Origin of the sequence: Hymenobacter convexus (assembly GCF_030580955.1) — a bacterium.
Lineage (GTDB): Bacteria > Bacteroidota > Bacteroidia > Cytophagales > Hymenobacteraceae > Hymenobacter.
The window spans coordinates 240323-258844 of the sequence record NZ_JAUQON010000008.1 but is presented as its reverse complement, the minus strand read 5'-3'; the positions used below and the strand labels follow the sequence as shown (position 1 = coordinate 258844).

At 61.8% G+C, this 18522-nt stretch carries 18 protein-coding genes; 11 read left to right on the top strand and 7 right to left on the bottom strand.

The features are described from left to right. Positions 1–80: 80 nt before the first annotated feature. Complete coding sequence (gene hisS / locus Q4S41_RS17875) at positions 81–1514, top strand: histidine--tRNA ligase (RefSeq protein ID WP_305032503.1); 1434 nt, start codon at positions 81–83, stop codon at positions 1512–1514. Between the two features lie 81 nt (positions 1515–1595). Here the strand turns inward: hisS and Q4S41_RS17870 are convergent, their stop codons facing one another. Next, entirely contained in the window at positions 1596–3302 is a 1707-nt protein-coding gene (locus tag Q4S41_RS17870; RefSeq protein ID WP_305032502.1) for a T9SS type A sorting domain-containing protein, read from the bottom strand. A gap of 184 nt (positions 3303–3486) precedes the next feature. Between Q4S41_RS17870 and hutH the strand changes: the two genes are divergently transcribed. From hutH to Q4S41_RS17845, 5 genes are all read left to right on the top strand, one after another. Continuing rightward, positions 3487–4980 carry a histidine ammonia-lyase gene (gene hutH, locus Q4S41_RS17865; RefSeq protein WP_305032501.1) on the top strand — a complete coding sequence of 498 codons (1494 nt, stop codon included), beginning with the start codon at positions 3487–3489 and terminating at the stop codon, positions 4978–4980. Positions 4981–5224: 244 nt separating this feature from the next. Then, positions 5225–7156 carry a T9SS type B sorting domain-containing protein gene (locus Q4S41_RS17860; protein WP_305032500.1) on the top strand — a complete coding sequence of 644 codons (1932 nt, stop codon included), beginning with the start codon at positions 5225–5227 and terminating at the stop codon, positions 7154–7156. 131 nt (positions 7157–7287) lie between these two features. Then, positions 7288–7626: a YbaB/EbfC family nucleoid-associated protein gene (locus Q4S41_RS17855; protein WP_198070429.1), complete on the top strand. Its 339-nt coding sequence runs from the start codon at positions 7288–7290 to the stop codon at positions 7624–7626. After that, the gene (locus Q4S41_RS17850) at positions 7610–8665 is read left to right on the top strand and encodes a glycosyltransferase family 2 protein (RefSeq protein ID WP_305032499.1); all 1056 of its coding nucleotides are present in this window, start codon (positions 7610–7612) and stop codon (positions 8663–8665) included. The genes Q4S41_RS17855 and Q4S41_RS17850 overlap by 17 nt, the downstream gene beginning before the upstream one ends. A 99-nt stretch (positions 8666–8764) precedes the next feature. Next, positions 8765–9025 (top strand): hypothetical protein, encoded by a 261-nt coding sequence (locus Q4S41_RS17845; protein WP_305032498.1) that lies wholly within the window; start codon positions 8765–8767, stop codon positions 9023–9025. Positions 9026–9040: 15 nt separating this feature from the next. Here Q4S41_RS17845 and Q4S41_RS17840 read toward each other — a convergent pair whose 3' ends face one another. Further along, positions 9041–9259, bottom strand: a complete 219-nt coding sequence (locus Q4S41_RS17840) for a PspC domain-containing protein (protein ID WP_046242767.1) — start codon at positions 9257–9259, stop codon at positions 9041–9043. Between the two features lie 162 nt (positions 9260–9421). Here Q4S41_RS17840 and Q4S41_RS17835 point away from each other — a divergent pair, with 162 nt between their 5' ends. The 3 genes from Q4S41_RS17835 (at position 9422) to Q4S41_RS17825 (ending at position 13066) form a co-directional block, all read left to right on the top strand. Then, positions 9422–11233 carry a tetratricopeptide repeat protein gene (locus tag Q4S41_RS17835; RefSeq protein WP_305032497.1) on the top strand — a complete coding sequence of 604 codons (1812 nt, stop codon included), beginning with the start codon at positions 9422–9424 and terminating at the stop codon, positions 11231–11233. A gap of 83 nt (positions 11234–11316) precedes the next feature. Then, on the top strand, positions 11317–12300 hold the full coding sequence (locus Q4S41_RS17830; protein WP_305032496.1) for a pyruvate dehydrogenase complex E1 component subunit beta: 984 nt from the start codon (positions 11317–11319) through the stop codon (positions 12298–12300). Between the two features lie 187 nt (positions 12301–12487). Beyond that, positions 12488–13066 carry a DinB family protein gene (locus Q4S41_RS17825; RefSeq protein WP_305032495.1) on the top strand — a complete coding sequence of 193 codons (579 nt, stop codon included), beginning with the start codon at positions 12488–12490 and terminating at the stop codon, positions 13064–13066. A gap of 50 nt (positions 13067–13116) precedes the next feature. Here the strand turns inward: Q4S41_RS17825 and Q4S41_RS17820 are convergent, their stop codons facing one another. Both Q4S41_RS17820 and Q4S41_RS17815 read right to left on the bottom strand, forming a co-directional pair. Beyond that, positions 13117–13545, bottom strand: a complete 429-nt coding sequence (locus Q4S41_RS17820) for an acyl-CoA thioesterase (RefSeq protein WP_305032494.1) — start codon at positions 13543–13545, stop codon at positions 13117–13119. 97 nt (positions 13546–13642) lie between these two features. Beyond that, positions 13643–14374 (bottom strand): class I SAM-dependent methyltransferase, encoded by a 732-nt coding sequence (locus Q4S41_RS17815; protein ID WP_305032493.1) that lies wholly within the window; start codon positions 14372–14374, stop codon positions 13643–13645. 137 nt (positions 14375–14511) lie between these two features. Here Q4S41_RS17815 and Q4S41_RS17810 point away from each other — a divergent pair, with 137 nt between their 5' ends. Together Q4S41_RS17810 and Q4S41_RS17805 are read left to right on the top strand one after the other, a co-directional pair. After that, positions 14512–14685 carry a DUF2256 domain-containing protein gene (locus Q4S41_RS17810; protein ID WP_305032492.1) on the top strand — a complete coding sequence of 58 codons (174 nt, stop codon included), beginning with the start codon at positions 14512–14514 and terminating at the stop codon, positions 14683–14685. 86 nt (positions 14686–14771) lie between these two features. Continuing rightward, positions 14772–15080, top strand: a complete 309-nt coding sequence (locus Q4S41_RS17805; RefSeq protein ID WP_305032491.1) for a hypothetical protein — start codon at positions 14772–14774, stop codon at positions 15078–15080. Here Q4S41_RS17805 and Q4S41_RS17800 read toward each other — a convergent pair. The 3 genes from Q4S41_RS17800 to ffh all read right to left on the bottom strand — a co-directional run bounded on the left by Q4S41_RS17800 (position 15077) and on the right by ffh (position 18368). After that, complete coding sequence (locus Q4S41_RS17800; protein WP_305032490.1) at positions 15077–15901, bottom strand: molybdopterin-dependent oxidoreductase; 825 nt, start codon at positions 15899–15901, stop codon at positions 15077–15079. The genes Q4S41_RS17805 and Q4S41_RS17800 overlap by 4 nt on opposite strands. Before the next feature lie 11 nt (positions 15902–15912). Continuing rightward, positions 15913–16641 carry a cytochrome b/b6 domain-containing protein gene (locus Q4S41_RS17795; RefSeq protein WP_305032489.1) on the bottom strand — a complete coding sequence of 243 codons (729 nt, stop codon included), beginning with the start codon at positions 16639–16641 and terminating at the stop codon, positions 15913–15915. 362 nt (positions 16642–17003) lie between these two features. Beyond that, entirely contained in the window at positions 17004–18368 is a 1365-nt protein-coding gene (ffh, locus tag Q4S41_RS17790) for a signal recognition particle protein (RefSeq protein ID WP_305032488.1), read from the bottom strand. Positions 18369–18522 lie beyond the last annotated feature (154 nt).

Genomic DNA, 18522 nt, shown 5'->3' with positions numbered 1-18522 from the left:
TTTTGGATGGCACCCTGCCGCCGTTCGACGGTCTCGAATATTTCGTCGTCGGCTTACGCAGTCCCTACCTTTGCCCAGTTATGCAAAAACCGAGTATTCCCAAGGGCACCCGCGACTTTGGCCCCGCGCAGGTGGCGCGCCGCCAGCACATTTTCAACGTCATCCGCCGCACGTTCGAGTCATTTGGCTTCGCGCCGCTCGAAACGCCGACGCTGGAGAACCTGTCGGTGCTCACGGGCAAGTACGGCGACGAAGGCGACCAGCTCCTATTCAAAGTGTTGAACTCCGGCGATTTTGCCAAGGACGTGACGGCCGACGACCTGGCCACCGGCTCGAAAGCCCTGCTGCCCAAAGTGGCCGAAAAAGGCCTGCGCTACGACCTCACCGTGCCCTTCGCCCGCTACGTGGCCATGAACCGCGGCACGCTCACCTTCCCCTTCAAGCGCTACCAGATGCAGCCCGTGTGGCGCGCCGACCGCCCCCAGCGCGGCCGCTACCGCGAGTTTTACCAGTGCGACGCCGACGTGGTGGGCACCGACTCGCTGCTGTGCGAAGCCGAAATCGTGCTGATGATGGCCCAGGTGCTGGGCGGTCTCGGCCTGCACGACTTCACCATCAAAATCAACCACCGCGGGGTGCTGCGCAACATTTACCAGGCGCTGGGCGGCGAGGGCCGCGAGACGGATTTGTTCGTGGCCATCGACAAGCTCGATAAAATCGGGCGCGACGGCGTGACCAAGGAGCTGCTGGAACGCGGCTTCTCAGAACCGACCATCGAGACGCTGTTTGCCCTGCTGACGGTGGAAGGCACCTACGAGGAGAAACTGCAGCGCCTGCTGGCCGGCTTCGTGACGGCCGGCGTGGAGCCGGATGGCGTGCGCCCCACCACGCCCGACGTGGACGCCGACTCGCCCGAGCCGCTGGCCAACTACCGCGGCCTCACCGAACTGGCCGAGGTACGCGACTTGCTCACGGCCTCCGGCTTCCGGCAATTCGACCGGCTCGACTTCGACCCCACCCTGGCGCGGGGCCTTTCCTACTACACAGGGTGCATTTTCGAAGTCAAAATTAACAACGTGCAGATGGGCAGCGTGAGCGGCGGCGGACGCTACGATAACCTCACCGGCTCGTTTGGGCTGCCGGGCGTGTCGGGCGTGGGCTTTTCGTTTGGCGTCGACCGGCTGTATGACTGCCTGGAGGCGCTGGACCTCTTCACCGTGACGGGCGAAACGCCCACCCGCTGCCTCCTCACGCATTTTGATGTAGCCAGCGGCCGGGCGGCCCTGCCGCTGCTGGCCCAGCTGCGCGCCGCCGGCATTCCCAGCGAACTATACCCCGACGCCAGCAAGCTGCAAAAGCAGTTCAAATACGCCGATGCCAAGGGGATTCCGTTGGTTATCATCATGGGGCCGGAGGAAGTAGCCACCGGCGTGGTGAAAGTCAAAATCATGCAAACCGGTGTGGAGCGGGTGCTGCCGTTGGGCGAAGTGGTGGCGGCCCTCACGGCGGAGTAAAGGCGGCGCCGGGAGAGCGCAAGAAAGTAGAACGTCATGTCGAGCGCAGCCGAGGCATGACGGTCTTTATTTTACAAACACCTACTCCACCGCCACGCGTCGGCTCACCTGCTGCCCGGCCAGCGTAGCGCGCAGCACATACAGCCCCGCCGGCAGCCCGCGCAGCGAGAGCGCCGCGGCATCGGCAAAAGTCCGTGCCAGCCGGCCCTGTGCGTCATACAGGCGCAGGCCATTCGGCTGAGCACCCGTGGGAAGCTGTAGTCTCAGCTCGTTCGTGGTCGGATTAGGGTATACAGAGAACCCCAAAGCATCAGCGGCGCGCTCGGTGCTGAGCAGGGTGCCGGAGTTCTGGATGCGGCCCGCGCAGATGTCGCGCCCCGTAGGAGCTGCGCCCGGCGAAGACCAGTACACCTGCACCGAGCCGTTGGGCTGGCCAACGGGCACGTAGTCGAACTCGTAAGGCCGGTTGTCGGCTATTGAATGGAGGATGACGCCGGGCGCGGCGAAGGCCATGGCGCCCGTTGGCAGAATTTTCTGCGCGCGGAAGTTGGCAATATTGGTGTCGGTGCTGTAGAAAGCCATAACGGAACCGTTGTCCGACGGCGCGAGCTTGGGCCGGGGGTAAGCAGCCGACAAAGAATAGACGGGCACCCCGTTGGGCGTCCAGGCCAAGGTGCCGGCCGCGTCGATTTTCTGGGCGTAGCACTTGTAATCGAAGCTGCCGCTGCCCCCGCGGGCGTCCTCCCATATCATCCACAGGGCGTTATCGTGCCAGATGGCGTGGGGGTTGGTCTGGAAGGCGGGGTCGGTGCTCAGGGCCACGTAGCCGGGGCTGGCCCAGCCCAAGGCGCCGCTGGGCAGCACTTTGGCCACCAGTGGGTCGCCGCCGTTTGAAGTCCAGGCCACGTAGAGGTTGTTGGCCGGGTCGGTGAGCAGCTGCCAGTCGGAGCCGCGGCCCGAGGCCCCGCCCGCCGAAATAGTGGTGTAATTGGCCCAGACGGCTGCCCCGGCCGCACTGAACCGCTGGGCGTAGATGGGCGAACTCAGGCCGCCGGCGCTGGCCACCATGTAGAAGCCGTCGGCACCGTCACCCACAGTGTGGTAGTAGTCGGAGGCGAAGATGCCCACGGGTACCACCACCGTCTGCCGGTCGTTGTTGGGAAAACTTAGTACACCAGTAGGTCCTATCTTATTGAAGGTGAAGCGGGCGCTGCCGCCGTTCAGCGCCAGAGCGTGTGTGATGGTGGCGCCCGTGCTGGTGGGAATGATGTTGAGGCCCTGCTCGCTTTCGTAGATGACGGAGGGCAGGGTGCGGTAAGCCACCACGGTTGGGATGGACCATTGCGCATCGCCGGCCGCGCTGTAGTACTGGCAGCGCACGGTGTCGCCGCCCACGCCGAACGCGCCCTGCACCCAGGCCACTAGCAGGCCGCTCTGCCACGGAATGGCGCGCAGCCCGAAAATATCGCGGCTGCCGGTCTGGAACAGGCGCTTGCCGTTGGCGGGCAGCAGCGGCCCGCCCGCCGCGTCGAGGTGCTGGGCGTAAATGGCGGTGCCGAGGCCGGCGTTGTTGCCGTTGCGCTTGTCAATCCAGACGCTGTAGGAGCCGCCCGAGCCGTCGGCAAAGGCCTGCACGCCAAACTGGTTATTGGTGGCATTGCACACAAACTGCGTTTGCGACGCCACGGTGGAGAACTGGGCGCGGGCCAGCTCCGGCAGTAGCAAACACAGCAGCAACCAGCCATAGAGGAGCTGCCCGGGGGCCGGGAATACAGTAGATTTTTTCATGGGAAGCCGGGATGAAGCAGGGAAAGGAGCAAATTCAACTACAATATAATAAAAATTCTATTTATAATTTCAATGTCCTGCTTTTCCCATCGCCGTCGCTTTACCCACGTTCCAGCCGGCCAACTACGGAAATACGGCTAGTTTTGCAGCCACCCCCAACCGCCCCCTCACCCACCACCCCCGAATGCCCACCCATACTATTTCGCCCGCGCAGCCCCTCACCCTGGCCGCGCTGGCCGCCCTGCTGGCCGATGGCCGGCCCGTACAACTTGGCGACGACGCCAAAGCCCAGATTGCCGCCTGCCACGCCTACCTGCACCAGCGCCTGGCCCACGATACCGGCCCTATCTACGGCATCAACACCGGCTTCGGCTCCCTATACAATGTGAGCATCGCGCCCGAGGAACGCGCCCAACTGCAGGTGAACCTGATGATGTCGCACGCCTGCGGCACCGGCGCCGAAGTGCCCCAGCACCTCGTGCGTCTTATGCTTTTCCTCAAAGCCCAGAGCCTGAGCTACGGCCACAGCGGCGTGCAAACCACCACCGTCGAGCGCCTTGTGGCCATGTACAACCGCGAGTTGCTGCCCGTGGTGTACGAGCAGGGCAGCCTCGGCGCCAGCGGCGACCTGGCCCCGCTGGCCCACCTCTGCCTGCCCATTTTGGGTTTGGGCGAAGTCAATTACCAGGGCTACCGCCTCGCCGCCGCCGACGCCATGAGCCTTTTCAGCTGGGCGCCGCTGGAGCTGCAAGCCAAGGAAGGCCTGGCCTTGCTCAACGGCACCCAGTTCATGCTGGCCTACGCCGCGGACGGCGTGCTGCGCGCCCAGCGCCTGGCCAACGCCGCCGATGTCATCGGCGCGCTTTCCACCGAAGCCTTCGGGGGCTGCACCGACCCATTTAATGAGAACCTGCACCGCATCCGGCCGCACGCCGGGCAGGTACTGGTGGCCCGGCGGCTGCGCGAGCTGCTGGCCGGCTCGGAGCTGCAAACCCAGCCGCGCCATGCCGTGCAGGACCCCTACTCCTTCCGCTGCCAGCCGCAGGTGCACGGCGCCTCGCGCGATGCCTTGGCCTACGTGGCCCAGGTGGTGGAAACCGAGTGCAACTCCGTGACCGACAACCCCAACATCTTCCCCGACGAAGACCTGATTCTGAGCGGCGGCAACTTCCACGGCCAGCCCCTGGCCCTGGCCCTCGACCACCTCGCCATTGCCATGGCCGAGTTGGGCAGCATCTCGGAGCGCCGCACCTACCAGCTCATTTCCGGCCAGCGCGGCCTGCCCACCTACCTCGTGGCTGAGCCTGGTTTGAATTCGGGCCTGATGATTCCGCAGTACACCGCCGCCGGCATCGTGAGCCAGAACAAGCAGCTTTGTACGCCCGCATCGGTGGATAGCATCGTGAGCAGCAACGGCCAGGAAGACCACGTGAGCATGGGCGCCAACGCCGCCACCAAAAGCCGCCGCGTGCTCGACAACGTGGAGCAGGTGCTCGGCATTGAGCTGCTGACGGCTGTACAGGCGCTGGCTTTCCGCCGCCCGGCCCGGACGTCGGAAGCACTGGAGCGCGTAGTGGAAGCCTTCGGGCAGGAAGTGAAGTTCGTGGTGCGCGACCGGGTGCTGTACCCCGACCTGCACAAGGCGGCGGCTTTCGTCCGTACGTTTGATTGGCAATAAGCGGGCGGGCTTGTTCGTAATGAGTTCGGTTTTGTTGAACCATTCGCCGCGGCCCGAATTTTGTGCATTGCAGGGCCGTTGTGCTTTTCCTACGAATTGAAAGTTATTTATGAGGTGGGTGTACTGGCTTTATTGTTTCGTGGTGCTGGGACTGGGCTTCTCAACGCCCTCTTACGCCCAACCTCCTCAACCTTCCCAGTGCGCGAGTACCCCACAGCCCGACAGTACTTTCCACGCTGTTGATGTGCAAACCGGCAAGCGGGTGACTTTCTTTTGCGTGGGCCGCAGCGTGCAGTTCAGGCTCGATGGGGGCCGCAATATTGCTAACCCCAATAACTTCGTGTATTACGGCGTGAAACCGGGCACCGGTGCGGCTGCCGACTGGCCGGCCTGCACCCCGAACCCCTCGAATAGCAATCCGGCCGCCCCTAATTACGCCACTTACGTGTACACGCCCACCCGCGCCGATGTGGGACTCGTCACGGTTTCGGAGCTGGCAACCGCTGATAATACGATTCTGCCGCCACGCGGCGCAACCTATTACATTCGTACTTACCAGGTATTCGACAATGTAGCGCCTACTTTCACTGTGGCGCCATGCCCCAGCAACAATGCGCTGGTGACCATCACCGATATCATTTACAACAGCTACACCATCCAGGCCGGCACCGGCGCGGTGCAAACCATCGCACCTGGTCAATCAAAAGTCAATACCATTACGCTGAATGGGGCCACTTCCGTCACGGTTCGGGGGTTTTATAATGCCCCCAACACCTGCGAAAGCCTCCCCTCGACGCAGGCTATTGCCCCGCTGGCGGCCCCCCAAACTCCGCTCTTGACCTCGTTTACCCTCCAGGCCCCCTTGCCCAGCGGCGCGGCCACGCTAATCGTGGGCCAACTGCCGACCGGCTACACCTACACCCTGCAGCGCACCGATGCCAGCGCGCCCGGCGGCTACACCCCGGTGGCCAACGTGCCAGCTGGCAGCCCTCCTATCACCTTGGCCACCGTGGTTGCTAACAGTGGCTACCGCCTGCTCCGCACCGACCCTTGTAACAGTCTTCCTGACGTTTCGGAGCAACTCTATCCTCTCAGCTTAAGCGGCAATTCTACACAGAATCGTAACCAGCTGCTTTTCAACGACGGCGGTGCGCCCGGCACGACCTATACCGTGACGCGCGATGACATTCCGTTCACCGCCTTCACCGTCATTCCCGGCGGGCTGGAAGATGCTACCGGAACCTGTAAGACCAGTTACCGCTACCGGGTGACGGCTACCTACCCGCGCGGCGGCAAGTCGGTTTCCAACGAAATCACCATTCTCACGCAGTCCAACCTACCGCCGCCCCAGCCCAAGCTGCTGGCCAGCTTCAACCTGCGAAACGTGGTGGAGCTGACGCCCCTGCTCGCCACCAACAGCCTGCCCAGCGGCAGCACTCTGTACTACCGCAAGGCCAGCGGCGGCAGCGCCCCGGCGCCCTTTGCCACCACCACTACGTTGCGCCCCGCCCGAGACTCCACCGCCCTGGCCGAACTGCGCGCCGCGTCGCCCTGCTACTCCTTAAGCCAGGCCGATGTGTGCGGCAATAATTCGCCGGAAAGCGCCAGCACCTGCCCGGCCCTGCTCAGTGCCGGGCCGGCCGATGCCGACGGCAGCACCGCCACTCTGACCTGGACGGCCTTCACCGGCCCCGACCCCAGCCAGCCGGCCAGTTACGTGCTCCAGCGCCTGAACCCCGATAATTCGGTGCTGCCCGGCAGTGTGACCGTCAGCGGCGGCAGCTACACCGACCTCGTGCCGCCCACCAACCGGCAGGTGTTGCGCTACCGCCTGCAAATCGGCGGCGCGGGCCTGCCGGCGGGCACGTTCAGCTATTCCAACATTGCCACCGTGACGCGGCAGTTGTTCCTGACTATTCCCACGGCCTTCACCCCCAACGGCGACGGCCTGAACGATGTGCTCGAAGTAAAAGGCAAGTACCTGGACAACTACACTTTCGTGGTGGTGGACCGCAACGGGCAGGAGGTTTTTCGGGGCGCCAAACGGGCCGACGTTTGGGACGGCACCATTCGGGGCCACGCGCCGGTGCCGGGCGCCTACGTGTGGCGCTTCAGCCAATACAACGAGGACGGCACGCCATTCACGGCCACGGGTGCGGTCACCATCCTCAAGTAAAACGCGGTGTGAACCGGAGGCGCAACCAACCTTGTGGCACGTTTAGGCGTCTTTGGTAAACTATGAGCTGGCGGCACTCTTTCCAACCGCCTTTTTGTTCACTGCTCATTATATAATTGTTAACGAAAACCATGGCATTCGACATCACCGGCATGATGGGCAAAGTGAAAGAGCTGCAAGACAAAATGCAGCAGGCCCAGCAGGAAATCCAACACATTACCGCCACGGGCGAAGCCGGCGGCGGTATGGTGCGCGCCACGGCCAACGGCCACCGCAAAATCCTCAAGCTCGAAATCGACGAAACCCTCCTCACTCCGCAGGACCGCGACATGCTGGCCGACCTCGTGGTAGCCGCCGTGAACAAGGCCCTTGACGAAGCCGCCGAACTGGCCCGCCAGGAACTCCAACGCAAAACCAGCGGCCTGATGCCCAACGTGCCCGGCCTCGACCTGAGTGGCTTTGGCGCCTAACGTGGGGCCCGTGGGTGCTTGCGCCGACGTGGCCATTGTCATTCTGAACTGGAACGGGGCTGCTTTTCTCAGCCGTTTCCTGCCCGGCGTGCTCGCCCACGCCGACGGCGCCCGTGTCATCGTGGCCGACAATGCCTCAACCGACGACTCGGCGGAGGTGCTCTCGCGCGACTTCCCGCAGGTGGAAATGATGCTGCTGGAATGCAATTTCGGCTTTTGTGAGGGCTACAACCAGGCACTGGCGCAGGTCGACAGCGACTTCTACGTGTTGCTCAATTCCGACGTGGAGGTAACCCTGGGCTGGCTGCGCCCCCTGCGCGCCCTGCTCGAAGCCAACCCGCGCATCGCCGCCGTGCAGCCCAAAATCCTGGCCGCAGCCGACCCCACGTACTTCGAATACGCCGGCGCCGGCGGCGGCTACCTCGACCGTCTGGCTTATCCCTTCTGCCGCGGCCGCCTCTTCGATACCCTCGAAAAAGACCACGGCCAGTACGACGACCCGCGCCCCGTGGCCTGGGCCAGCGGCGCCTGCCTGCTGGTGCGCCGCAGCGCCTGGCAAGCCCTGAACGGCCTCGAACCCGCCTTTTTCGCGCACATGGAGGAAATTGACTTTTGCTGGCGCCTCCAAAACGCGGGGCACGAGGTGTGGTACCACGGCGGCAGCGCCGTGCACCACGTGGGCGGCGGCACCCTGCCCAAAACCAACCCGCGCAAAACCTATCTCAACTTCCGCAACGGCCTCGCCCTGCTCTATAAAAATGCCGCCCCCGATGAGCTACTGTGGGCCATGGGGCAGCGCCTAGTGCTCGATGGCGTGGCTGGCCTGAAATTCCTGGCCAGCGGGGAAGTTGGCAACTTCTGGGCGGTATTACGGGCGCACTTCAGCTTCTACGGCTCCTTTGGCTACTGGCGCAAGAAGCGGCAGGCGGCCCGGCCGCACCTGCGCGTGGCCCAGCGGGCGGGCGTGTACAAGGGCAGTCTGGTATGGGCTTATTTTGCGCAGGGCAAGCGTAAGTTTTCGGAGCTGGGCATCCGTTAAAGGCAGCGCCCAAGCGGCTATATTTGGCTTTTCGGCTTAGCTAAGCTGTTGTTTTCACCTTTATTGATGCAAAAAGCCCTACTTCTGCTGCTGGCCGGCGTGCTGCTGGTGTTCATTTCGCTGGGTCCAGCTTCCGCGCAAAGCTTCCACCGTTTCGGCCATGCCAACCGCTCCCACACCAAAAAGGCAGAACACTCCAACAAGCACGTCAAGCACCGCGACAAGAAAAAAGTCAAGAAGAAAAAGCCCGAGAACGACAAGAGCCGGCGCCGCAAAGAAGCCAAGCTGCAAAAGGAACGCCGCGCAGAAGGCGTAGCCATTCCGGAAGCAACCGAACCCGAACCGAAGGAGAAGGAATAGGCAGAGCGCGCGGGGCTACAAATCCCACACGGTGCTGCGCTGCTGGCGCATGGCCCGGCGCACGTTCATCCAGAAAGCCCCCGCGAAGTAGAGCACGATGGGCGAGCCGAACGTGAAAAACGAGGCGTACACAAACGAGAGCCGTACGCTGCGCGTGCTGAACCCCCACTTTTGGGCCAGGGCCGAGCACAAACCAAAGGACTGCGTTTCGAGGTAGTCGGTGAAGCGTTTCATGGGCGGTAGCGGCTAGCGAAAAACAGATTGTCTGGGCTAAGATAAGGTGTCGGCGGGCCGAGGGCAAGCCCGACCGCGTAATTTCGCCGGCCCAGGCCCGACTATTTGAGCGCCTTTTACGTTGGAAGGGCAGACTTTCGTTTCCCGTTGTTGCATATTTTGATGAGTTATTTTCTGCGGCCAGTGGCCCACGGCTTGCTGACAACCACGCTGTTATTGTCGGCCTGCGCGCTGCCGCGGGTGCTGAAGCAGGCCGAAGCCGGCCGCACGGTATCGGCCCGGCCCACGCCCCTACTGGCTTCGGGCGAGGCCGTCCCGTTTGAGGTAATTGCCCGGGTGCCAGCCAGCCACCTGCACAAGGGTGTTGCTTATGAGTTGCTGCTGCGCTACCGCTACGAGCACGGCCTGCGCGAAGACACCCTCGGCCGCCTCACCTTCACGTCGGGCAATTACGTGTATGACGACGAGCACAAAGGCCAACTCGTCGCCACCCAAAAATTCAGTATTCCGAACACACCCGGCCGCAACCCCGGCGAGCTGCTGGCCCACGCCCAGGTGCGCGAGCTGAAAAAGAACGGCAAAGTGCTGCGCGCCGATGCCGACGTGCTGGTGGCCCGCGGCATCGCCGACCCCGCCCGCCTCGTCACCCGCGAAGACACCGTGCTGACGCTGCTGCCTGAACACGCCAACAACACCATGAGCGGCACCCGCGTGCTGCCCTTTTACTTCGATGAGGACAAGTGGTTTATCCGCGGCTACCTGGGCACCAACGTGCAGGCGCTGGAAGACCTCATCGACGCCAACCAGCACACCAAGCAGGTGCTCATCATTGCGGGCCACTCGCCCGACTCGACCGACGCCCACAACCGCGCCCTGGCCAGCAAGCGCGTGCGCATGCTGCTCTACTACTACAAGCAGCGCGTGAAAACCTTCTCGTATCTCAATAAAAACGAGAGCATTCGCTACGACACCCTGGCCTACGTGCGCAAGTGGGACACCTTCCTGAGTAAGGTGACATCTTCAGCCCTCAAGGCCGACCAGATTGATTCCGTCGTGTCCATCATCAACGACACGCGCGGCACCTTCGAGCAAAAGGAAAAGGCCCTGCATAAGCTCACCTATTTCGATTACATCGAGGACTATATCTACCCCGTGCTGCGCTTCGGCACCGTGGCCGTGACCTACACGGCCCCTAAGCGCTACGATTCGGAGGTGTATCTGCTTTCGAAAAAGATTGTCGAAAAGCAGGTGGAAGCCGACGCTCTTACGCCCGAGGAACTGCGCTACTCGGCCTCACTCACCCCGCTGCTGGCTGAGAAGCAGCGCATCTACGAAGTGGCCGCCGCCAACAACCCGAATAGCTGGGAGGCTTTCCACAACCTAGGCGTGGTGCTGTTGCAGCGCGGCGAAAAAGAGCCCACCGCCAAAACCCAGAAAGCCTACTACCACCGCGCCGCCGTCAATTTCACCCTGGCCGCGCACCGCAACCCCACGGCCGAGTTCTTCTACCACGCGGCCACGGCCTACCACCGGGCCGGCGACCGCCTCGAAGCCCTGCAGAACTACGACTACGCCATCAAGCTGGGTGGCCCCCGCCCGCTGCTGCGCAAGATTTTCTCCGACCGCGCCGCGCTGGAAATCGAAGTGGGCCAGCCCGATGAAGCCCTGCGCAACCTGCAATACGCCGGCCCCTCCTACCAAAATGCCCTCAACAAAGGCCTGATACTAGTAGGCCGTGAAGGCTACGACCTGGCCCTGGAACAATATCGCCTGGCCCAAGCCCTGCGCCCCACGGCCGCCGCGCCGGTCTACGGCATGGCGGTGGTGGCCGCTCGCCAGAAGAACGAGGCCGAAATGGGCCAGCTGCTCAAGCAGGCTATTGCGCTGGACCGCAGCTACGCCCAGCGCGCCGTGGAGGACTTAGAGTTTCAGGACTACGCGCAGGGCAAGGTATTCCGGGAAGCCTTGAAGTAAGCCCGAATTAGCTTTGGCCCGACGCCCCCGCCTGTCGTAGCTTTGCCAAACGGCTGAAAACCGGCTTTACCCTAAAGAAAACCATGCGTCAAATTCAATTTCGTGAGGCCTTGCGCGAGGCCCTGTCCGAGGAAATGCGCCGCGACCCGCGGGTGTTCCTCATGGGCGAAGAAGTGGCCCAGTACAACGGTGCCTACAAAGTGAGCCAAGGCATGCTCGACGAGTTCGGGCCGGAGCGGGTGATTGACACCCCGATTGCCGAGCTGGGTTTTGCCGGCATCGGCGTGGGCGCCGCCGCCAATGGGCTGATTCCCATCATCGAGTTCATGACATTCAACTTCTCGTTGGTGGCCATCGACCAGGTGATTAACTCGGCCGCCAAGCTGTATTCGATGTCGGGCGGGCAGTACTCCTGCCCCATTGTGTTCCGCGGCCCAACGGGCAACGCCGGCATGCTCAGCAGCCAGCACTCGCAGAACTTCGAAAACTGGTATGCCAACACGCCCGGCCTGAAAGTGGTGGTTCCCTCGAACCCCTACGACGCCAAGGGCCTGCTCAAAGCCGCCATCCGCGACCCCGACCCCGTCATCTTCATGGAATCGGAACTGATGTACGGCGACAAGGGCGAAGTGCCCGAGGAAGAGTACCTGCTCGAAATCGGCAAGGCCAACATCGTGCGCCAGGGCAAGCATGTGACGCTGGTGAGCTTCGGCAAAATGATGAAGATTGCCTACGCCGCTGCCGACGAGCTGGCCAAGGAAGGCATTGAGGCCGAAGTAATTGACCTGCGCTCGGTGCGTCCGATTGACTACGACACGCTGGTGGCTTCGGTGAAGAAAACCAACCGCATGGTGGTTATCGAAGAGGCTTGGCCGCTGGCCAGCATTTCGAGCGAGCTGGCCTACATCGTGCAGCGCCGCGCCTTCGACCACCTCGACGCGCCCGTCATCCGCATCACCTGCGCCGATGTGCCCCTGCCCTACGCTCCCACGCTCATCGAAGCCTCGCTGCCCAACGTGGCCCGCGTGGTGAAAGCCGTGAAAGAAGTGACCTACGCCAAGGCATAATTTTGGCCTTTGGCGACGAATAAAAAGCCCCGCTGGCGCTGCCAGCGGGGCTTTTTATTGCCCATTTAATTCGTAGCTGAGGCAGCGGGGGCAGCTACAGGCATGCGTTCAAACAGCGCACTCATCTACCTATCATCAAAGTTCCCGTACCTTTTGCGCACTCCCGCCCATCTCCGTTCCCACCACCATGAACCACCGCCTGCACCTCAAACTCGAACAGCTGGAACACGCCACCGAACGCCTATTAAAATCGGCCGAAGCGCTGGGACCGGACAGCGGCAAGGCGCCTGCGCCGGGCAGTTGGTCGGCCAATCAGGTGGTTCACCACTTGCTGTTTATTGAGGGCAACATCGTCCAGTATATCCAGAAGAAGATGAACTCCGAGGAAATGCTGCCCAAAGTGGGCCTGCTGACGCGGCTGCGGGCCCGCGTGGTGCGGCTGTTGCTGCGGCTGCCAGGCTTCAAGTACAAGGCGCCGCGCGGCGTGGCCACCCTTACTGACGCCGGCAACCTGCCAAGCCTGCCCGAGCTGCGCCGAACCTGGGAAGCCACCCGCCGCCAGTTGGAGCGCGTGCTGAACGAGTTTCCAAGCCGGCACCTGAACCGGGCCATTTTCCCGCACCCCCGCTCGGGGCGCATCACCATCTATCAGGTGATGGACTTCCTGCTCGACCACTTGCTGCACCACCAACAGCAGCTCGGGCGCATCACGAAGGCCCTCCGGCCGGGTGCTACCGTGCGGGCAACTGCCGATGCGCAGGCGTAAAGCACGAATGCCCCAAAGCTGCAACTTCGGGGCATTCGTGCTTTATAGCGTTACTTGGTTGGGGCTTCGTATACCGGCATGGAACTGAAGGCATCGGCCAACTCGGCGGGCGGCACGGTGAGCTTGCGGCGGTCGAGGTCGAGCCAGGCGCCATCGACGGTAACGGTGGCAGCCACCCGGCCATCGGCTTTGAAGATGGTGTGGACAATGGTCCAGCGCGAACCATCGGCACTGGCGGAGGCGAGGTGGCCGTTGACGCGAATTTCTTCGCCGATGTTCACCTCTTTCAAATACTTGGTTTCTTCCCGAAAAAGGATAGGACCGAGCCGCAGTTGGGCGAAGCGCTTCACATCGAAGCCCCATTGGGACAGCAGCACCACGCGCTGGTCGGCGGCAAAATCGGCATAGGCAGAGTGGCGCATGTGGCCGTTGGGGTCCATGTCGGCCCAGCGGGTGCGGTAGGTAATTTCGTTGGTCATATTTTAGTTAACGGTTTGTAGTAAACAGTGAGCCGTTTGCCTTGAGCAATGAATTGACTTTTTGACCTTCTCATTGTTCATTGCTAACTGTTCACTGCTAACTGATTTGCAGACGTACCAGGTATTGTTCATTGTCGTCTTCGCCAATGAAATCGGCGGTGTAGCCGGCGGCTTCGGCGGCGTCGTTGAGCAGGGCCGCATCGATGAAGAGCCAGGGAAAAGGCTCGCCGTCCTGGCCTCTATAGGTCAGGCGGTATTCTACTTCGCCGTAGTAGGGGCCGTTGAGGTTGATGCGCAGGGCGCCGTCCTCGTCCTCGTACAGGTAGCGGATATCGGAGGAAGTGGCCAGAATCTGACCGTCGGGGGCCAGCAAGGTGCGGGCGTGGGCTAGGAATTTATCGAGCCCATCGAGCGTGCCGGTCAGGCCGAGGCCATTCATGAGCAGCAGAATGGTATCGTAGGGCAGTTCGGAGGCGGGCTTGGCGCTGAATAAGTCGTGCCGCGCCACGTTCTGCACGCCGCGCTCCGACATCACCTGCACCGCGCCGGCCGACACGTCCACCGCTTTCACGTCGAAGCCCCGGCTCTGGAGTTCCAGGCTATGGCAGCCGGCGCCGGCGCCAAGGTCGAGCACGCGGCCCCGGCTTTCGTCGAGGGCCTGGCGCTCCAGCTCGGGCATTTGCAACACCGTGCGGAAGAAATAGGCGGCGGGCAGCGGCTCGTCGTCGGCCGCACTGCAATGCACCGTGACGGTGGCATCGGCATCGTGGCCGTGGTGGTAGTCGAGCAGGGCCTGGCCCAGAATGTCGGGAGCAGAAGTATTGGTCATAAATAAAAGAGGCCGAAGAAAGGCCACGGCGCCGGAGCGACGGCTGGAGGCACTTACGGCTTTGGAGCCGAAAAGTACCCAAAACTTCGCGGGGGCGCCGGCCGTTTCCCTGCCAGTTGCTACTACTTTCCCTGCCCATGCTCCCCGCCAAACTACGTAAAGGCCAGCTGCCCACCAAAATCTGCGTCACCTGCGGCCGTCCGTTCGAGTACCGCAAAAAATGGCGCGCCAACTGGGAAGACGTGAAATATTGCGGCGAGAAGTGCCAGCGCAACCGCCCGGCCAGCACCCCGGCCAGCCCGCTCCTCTGAACTGCCGCAATTCTAAAGTGTATCTTTTGGGCGGTCCCGCCCGTTCTGCCATCAAACCATTCTGCTTAGCTTAGCTTACCCCACTCATGGCCTCCAACCTCGATTACCTGGACCCCGCATTCAAACCGCTGGAAGAAAAAGTAGATGCTTACCTGGAAGCCGAGAAGGCGCTGAACCGCGCCAAAGTGGCGCCTGAAAGAGGCGAAACTTCCCCTGACGCAGCTGGCCTGCAAGCTGAGCTGACTCGTTTGGAAAAGGAAATCATCGACATGCTGCCTACTCGCGACGAATGGGTGAAAGTAAACCTGGGCTACGGCCCCAGCCGGGTAGGTGCCTGGCACGTGCCCGCGCTCAATGGCGCCCCCGAGCGGTACGAGCTACGCGTGATTCACTAGTGGCCTGAGTCCCAGTCGTAGCCCATTTCGGCCCAATAGTCCTTCGGACGGGTGTCGACGAAGGCGATGGTCCCGATGCGCTTAATGTGCTTGATGCCGTATTTGAGCGGCGTGACGAGGCGGAGCGGGGCGCCGTGGTTGGGCGTGAGCGGTTGGCCATTCATCTCGTAGCACAGCAGCGTTTGCGAGTGCAGCACGGTATCCATGTCAAGGCCCACGTAGTACTTTCCATCGGGCGTGTCGATGGCGGCATAAGGCGCCAGGTCGGCTGGCGGGTTGAGGGGGTCGATAGGTCGGCCGCTGCGAGTAGCCAACGGGTATCTGGCCAGGAAATCAGACAAACGGGTGCCAGCCCAATGCACAATGACGCTCCAGCCCTCGATGCACTTTAGCTCCGTCACCATTTCCACTTTGGGCAGCGCCTGTACGTCAGCCAAGGTAAATTCTCGTGTTTGACCAGTGCCGTAACCTTGCACACGCATGCGCCAGGTGGCAGGGTCCAACTCACTCTTGAGGCCGTAGGTGCCGTTCTTGCGCGGAGTGCGGGCGCGGGCGCGGGCAAACTCCGGTGCCAGCCGCGTCTGCTTAAAGTAAGCGTGGCTGAGCTGGCCGTTGGCATCAAGCACCTTGCGCACGCGGTGTGGCATGCCCTCGTCATTGGGCTCGGAAAACAGCCAGCGCAAGCCGCCAAAGCCCGCTAGCCCGGCCAGGCCGAGGCCAATAAACGAGCGGCGCGAGCGGCGCCGAGCTTCGGCCAGCACTTCGGCCTCGGGGCGCAAAGGCTGCTGATTGGCAGCAGCATCGGGGGTTTCGTCAGTCATTTCAGAAATAGCTACTTGGTTGACGAAAGGGAAGCATCGGCGGCGGGCAGCGAGGTGGGGCCAGCCTTGATTTCGTGCGTCGCGGGGTCGACATCCACTATTTCGAAACCGGCCACCATGGCTCGGAAATTATTCCAGCCGGCGCGCACCACCTGGGCAATGTGCACGATGAAAAACAGCACGTAGCCAATGGTGAGCGCGAAATGGATGATGCGCGCAAACTCGTAGCCGCCCAGCAACTGCGTGAGCCAGCCAAACTGCACCGGCTTATAGATGGCCAGACCCGTGAGCAACGACCCCAACCCCATCAGTATGACGCTGGTATAAGCAATTTGCTGGGCACCGTTGAACTTGCGCACCGGCGGATGCTGCTTGCGCAAACCCAGGTCGAAGAGCGTGACCTGAATGGCTTCCTTGAAGGAGTGCCGATTGGGCAGCAGGTAGCGCCACTCGCCCGAAAAAATGGTGTAGAGCACGTAAAGCAGGCCATTGAGGAAGAATACCCACATCAGCACGAAGTGCCAGCTCATGCCCTGCGCCAGCTTGTATTCGAGGTGGAATGCTTGGTAGAACGACTGCGGGAAGAACTTGAGCAGCGTGGTTTTGCCCCAGCCGAGGCGGTATACGTCGTTGGCCCAATAAATCCAAAGCCCGCTCCAAATCATGAGGCTGAGAACGGGAAAATTGACCCAGTGAAACCAGCGAATGGCCAGCGGGTGCTTTTCAACGAGTTGCTTCATACGCGGCGGTCGGTTAGGAAATATGGCACAAGGTACGCCGGCCGAACAACCAGCTTTGCCTCCCTAGACGTTGCCAACCGCGCAGCCTTACACCCGGTTCTGGCAAATAAAAAAAGGACGACGCAGTGCGCCGTCCCTTTCCATACCAAAACACCTTAAAAAACTATTCTTTCACGATGAGGCTAACAAGAATTGCACCAAAAGATTCCAGCTGTGTTAAATTTTTTCGCAACACATTTGATGTGTGCAGTTTATACTCCCCACATTATAGGAATCGCCGAAAATAATTTGGCCCAACGAAAAAGCCCCAGCATGTGCCGAGGCTTTTTCGTTGGGCTGAAAACAGATACGAATCGCCGGGCCTAGCGGCCCATCATGCCGCCGCCGCCGCGCATACCGCCCATCATCTTCTGCATCTGGGCCAGGCCGCCTTTAGTCTGGCTGAGCTTGTTCATTTTGCGCATCATTTGGCGCATCTGGTCGAATTGCTTCATCAGGTCGTTCACCTGCTGCAGCTCCGTGCCCGAGCCTTTGGCCAGGCGGCGCTTGCGCGAGGCGTTCAGCAGGTCGGGGTTGGCGCGCTCCTGCTTGGTCATGCTGCGGATGATGGCCTCGACGGGCTTGAAGGCGTCGTCGTCGATTTCCACGTCCTTCATGGCCTTGCTCATGCCCGGAATCATGCCCATCAAATCCTTGATGTTGCCCATCTTCTTGATTTGCTCGAGTTGGCCGAGGAAGTCGTTGAAGTCGAACTGGTTTTTGCGGATTTTCTTCTCAATGCGCTTGGCTTCGTCCTCGTCGAACTGCTGCTGCGCGCGTTCGACCAGCGAAATCACGTCGCCCATGCCCAAAATGCGCTGGGCCATGCGGTCGGGGTAGAACAGGTCGAGGGCGTCCATCTTCTCGCCCGTCGAGATGAACTTGATGGGCTTTTCGACCACTGCCCGAATCGAGAGGGCCGCGCCGCCGCGCGAGTCGCCGTCGAGCTTGGTGAGCACCACGCCGTCGAAATTGAGGCGGTCGTTGAAGGTTTTGGCGGTGTTCACGGCATCCTGGCCGGTCATGGAGTCCACCACGAACAGCGTTTCGCTGGGGTTGATGGCCGACTTCACAGCCTCAATCTCGCGCATCATCTGCTCGTCCACGGCCAAGCGGCCGGCGGTGTCGATGATGACCACCTTCTTGCCGTTTTTGCGGGCGTAGTCGATGGCGTTGCGCGAGATTTCAACCGGGTTTTTGTTCTCGACTTCCGAGTACACTTCCACGCCTATTTGCTCGCCGAGCACCTTCAGCTGGTCGATAGCGGCGGGGCGGTACACGTCGCAGGCCACCAGCAACACGTTGCGGCCCTGCTTCTTGACGTAGCTGGCCAGCTTGCCGGCGAAGGTAGTTTTGCCCGAGCCCTGCAGGCCCGAGAGCAGAATCACGGCCGGGTCGCCTTTGATGACGATGTCTTTCTTCTCGCCGCCCATGAGCTCGGTGAGCTCATCGTACACGATTTTGACCATGAGCTGGCCCGGCGACACGGCCGTGAGCACGTCGCGGCCCATGGCGGCGTCCTTGATTTTGTCGGTTACTTCTTTGGCAACCTTGTAGTTAACGTCGGCGTCGACCAGCGCACGGCGGATTTCCTTGATGGTGGCCGCGACGTTGATTTCCGAGATGCTGCCCTGACCTTTCAGGGTTTTTATCGCCCGGTCGAGCTTATTGGAGAGACTATCGAACATGGATTCGCTGGGTTGAGCGGGAGAGACAAGAGGACTGACTGCGGGCACCGAGCCGCGCCAAATCAGGCAGTTATTGAACCCCAAAAGTAACCACAAAAGGCCGAAAACCGGCAAACCACGTACCTTCGCGGCCCGCTTGCCCTCCCCTGCTGTT

Coding starts and splice junctions, on each gene's coding strand:
- hisS (WP_305032503.1), top strand. CDS start 81: ATGCAAAAACCGAGTATTCCCAAGGGCACCCGCGACTTTGGCCCCGCG.
- Q4S41_RS17870 (WP_305032502.1), bottom strand. CDS start 3,302: ATGAAAAAATCTACTGTATTCCCGGCCCCCGGGCAGCTCCTCTATGGC.
- hutH (WP_305032501.1), top strand. CDS start 3,487: ATGCCCACCCATACTATTTCGCCCGCGCAGCCCCTCACCCTGGCCGCG.
- Q4S41_RS17855 (WP_198070429.1), top strand. CDS start 7,288: ATGGCATTCGACATCACCGGCATGATGGGCAAAGTGAAAGAGCTGCAA.
- Q4S41_RS17840 (WP_046242767.1), bottom strand. CDS start 9,259: ATGAAACGCTTCACCGACTACCTCGAAACGCAGTCCTTTGGTTTGTGC.
- Q4S41_RS17835 (WP_305032497.1), top strand. CDS start 9,422: ATGAGTTATTTTCTGCGGCCAGTGGCCCACGGCTTGCTGACAACCACG.
- Q4S41_RS17830 (WP_305032496.1), top strand. CDS start 11,317: ATGCGTCAAATTCAATTTCGTGAGGCCTTGCGCGAGGCCCTGTCCGAG.
- Q4S41_RS17825 (WP_305032495.1), top strand. CDS start 12,488: ATGAACCACCGCCTGCACCTCAAACTCGAACAGCTGGAACACGCCACC.
- Q4S41_RS17820 (WP_305032494.1), bottom strand. CDS start 13,545: ATGACCAACGAAATTACCTACCGCACCCGCTGGGCCGACATGGACCCC.
- Q4S41_RS17815 (WP_305032493.1), bottom strand. CDS start 14,374: ATGACCAATACTTCTGCTCCCGACATTCTGGGCCAGGCCCTGCTCGAC.
- Q4S41_RS17810 (WP_305032492.1), top strand. CDS start 14,512: ATGCTCCCCGCCAAACTACGTAAAGGCCAGCTGCCCACCAAAATCTGC.
- Q4S41_RS17805 (WP_305032491.1), top strand. CDS start 14,772: ATGGCCTCCAACCTCGATTACCTGGACCCCGCATTCAAACCGCTGGAA.
- Q4S41_RS17800 (WP_305032490.1), bottom strand. CDS start 15,901: ATGACTGACGAAACCCCCGATGCTGCTGCCAATCAGCAGCCTTTGCGC.
- Q4S41_RS17795 (WP_305032489.1), bottom strand. CDS start 16,641: ATGAAGCAACTCGTTGAAAAGCACCCGCTGGCCATTCGCTGGTTTCAC.
- ffh (WP_305032488.1), bottom strand. CDS start 18,368: ATGTTCGATAGTCTCTCCAATAAGCTCGACCGGGCGATAAAAACCCTG.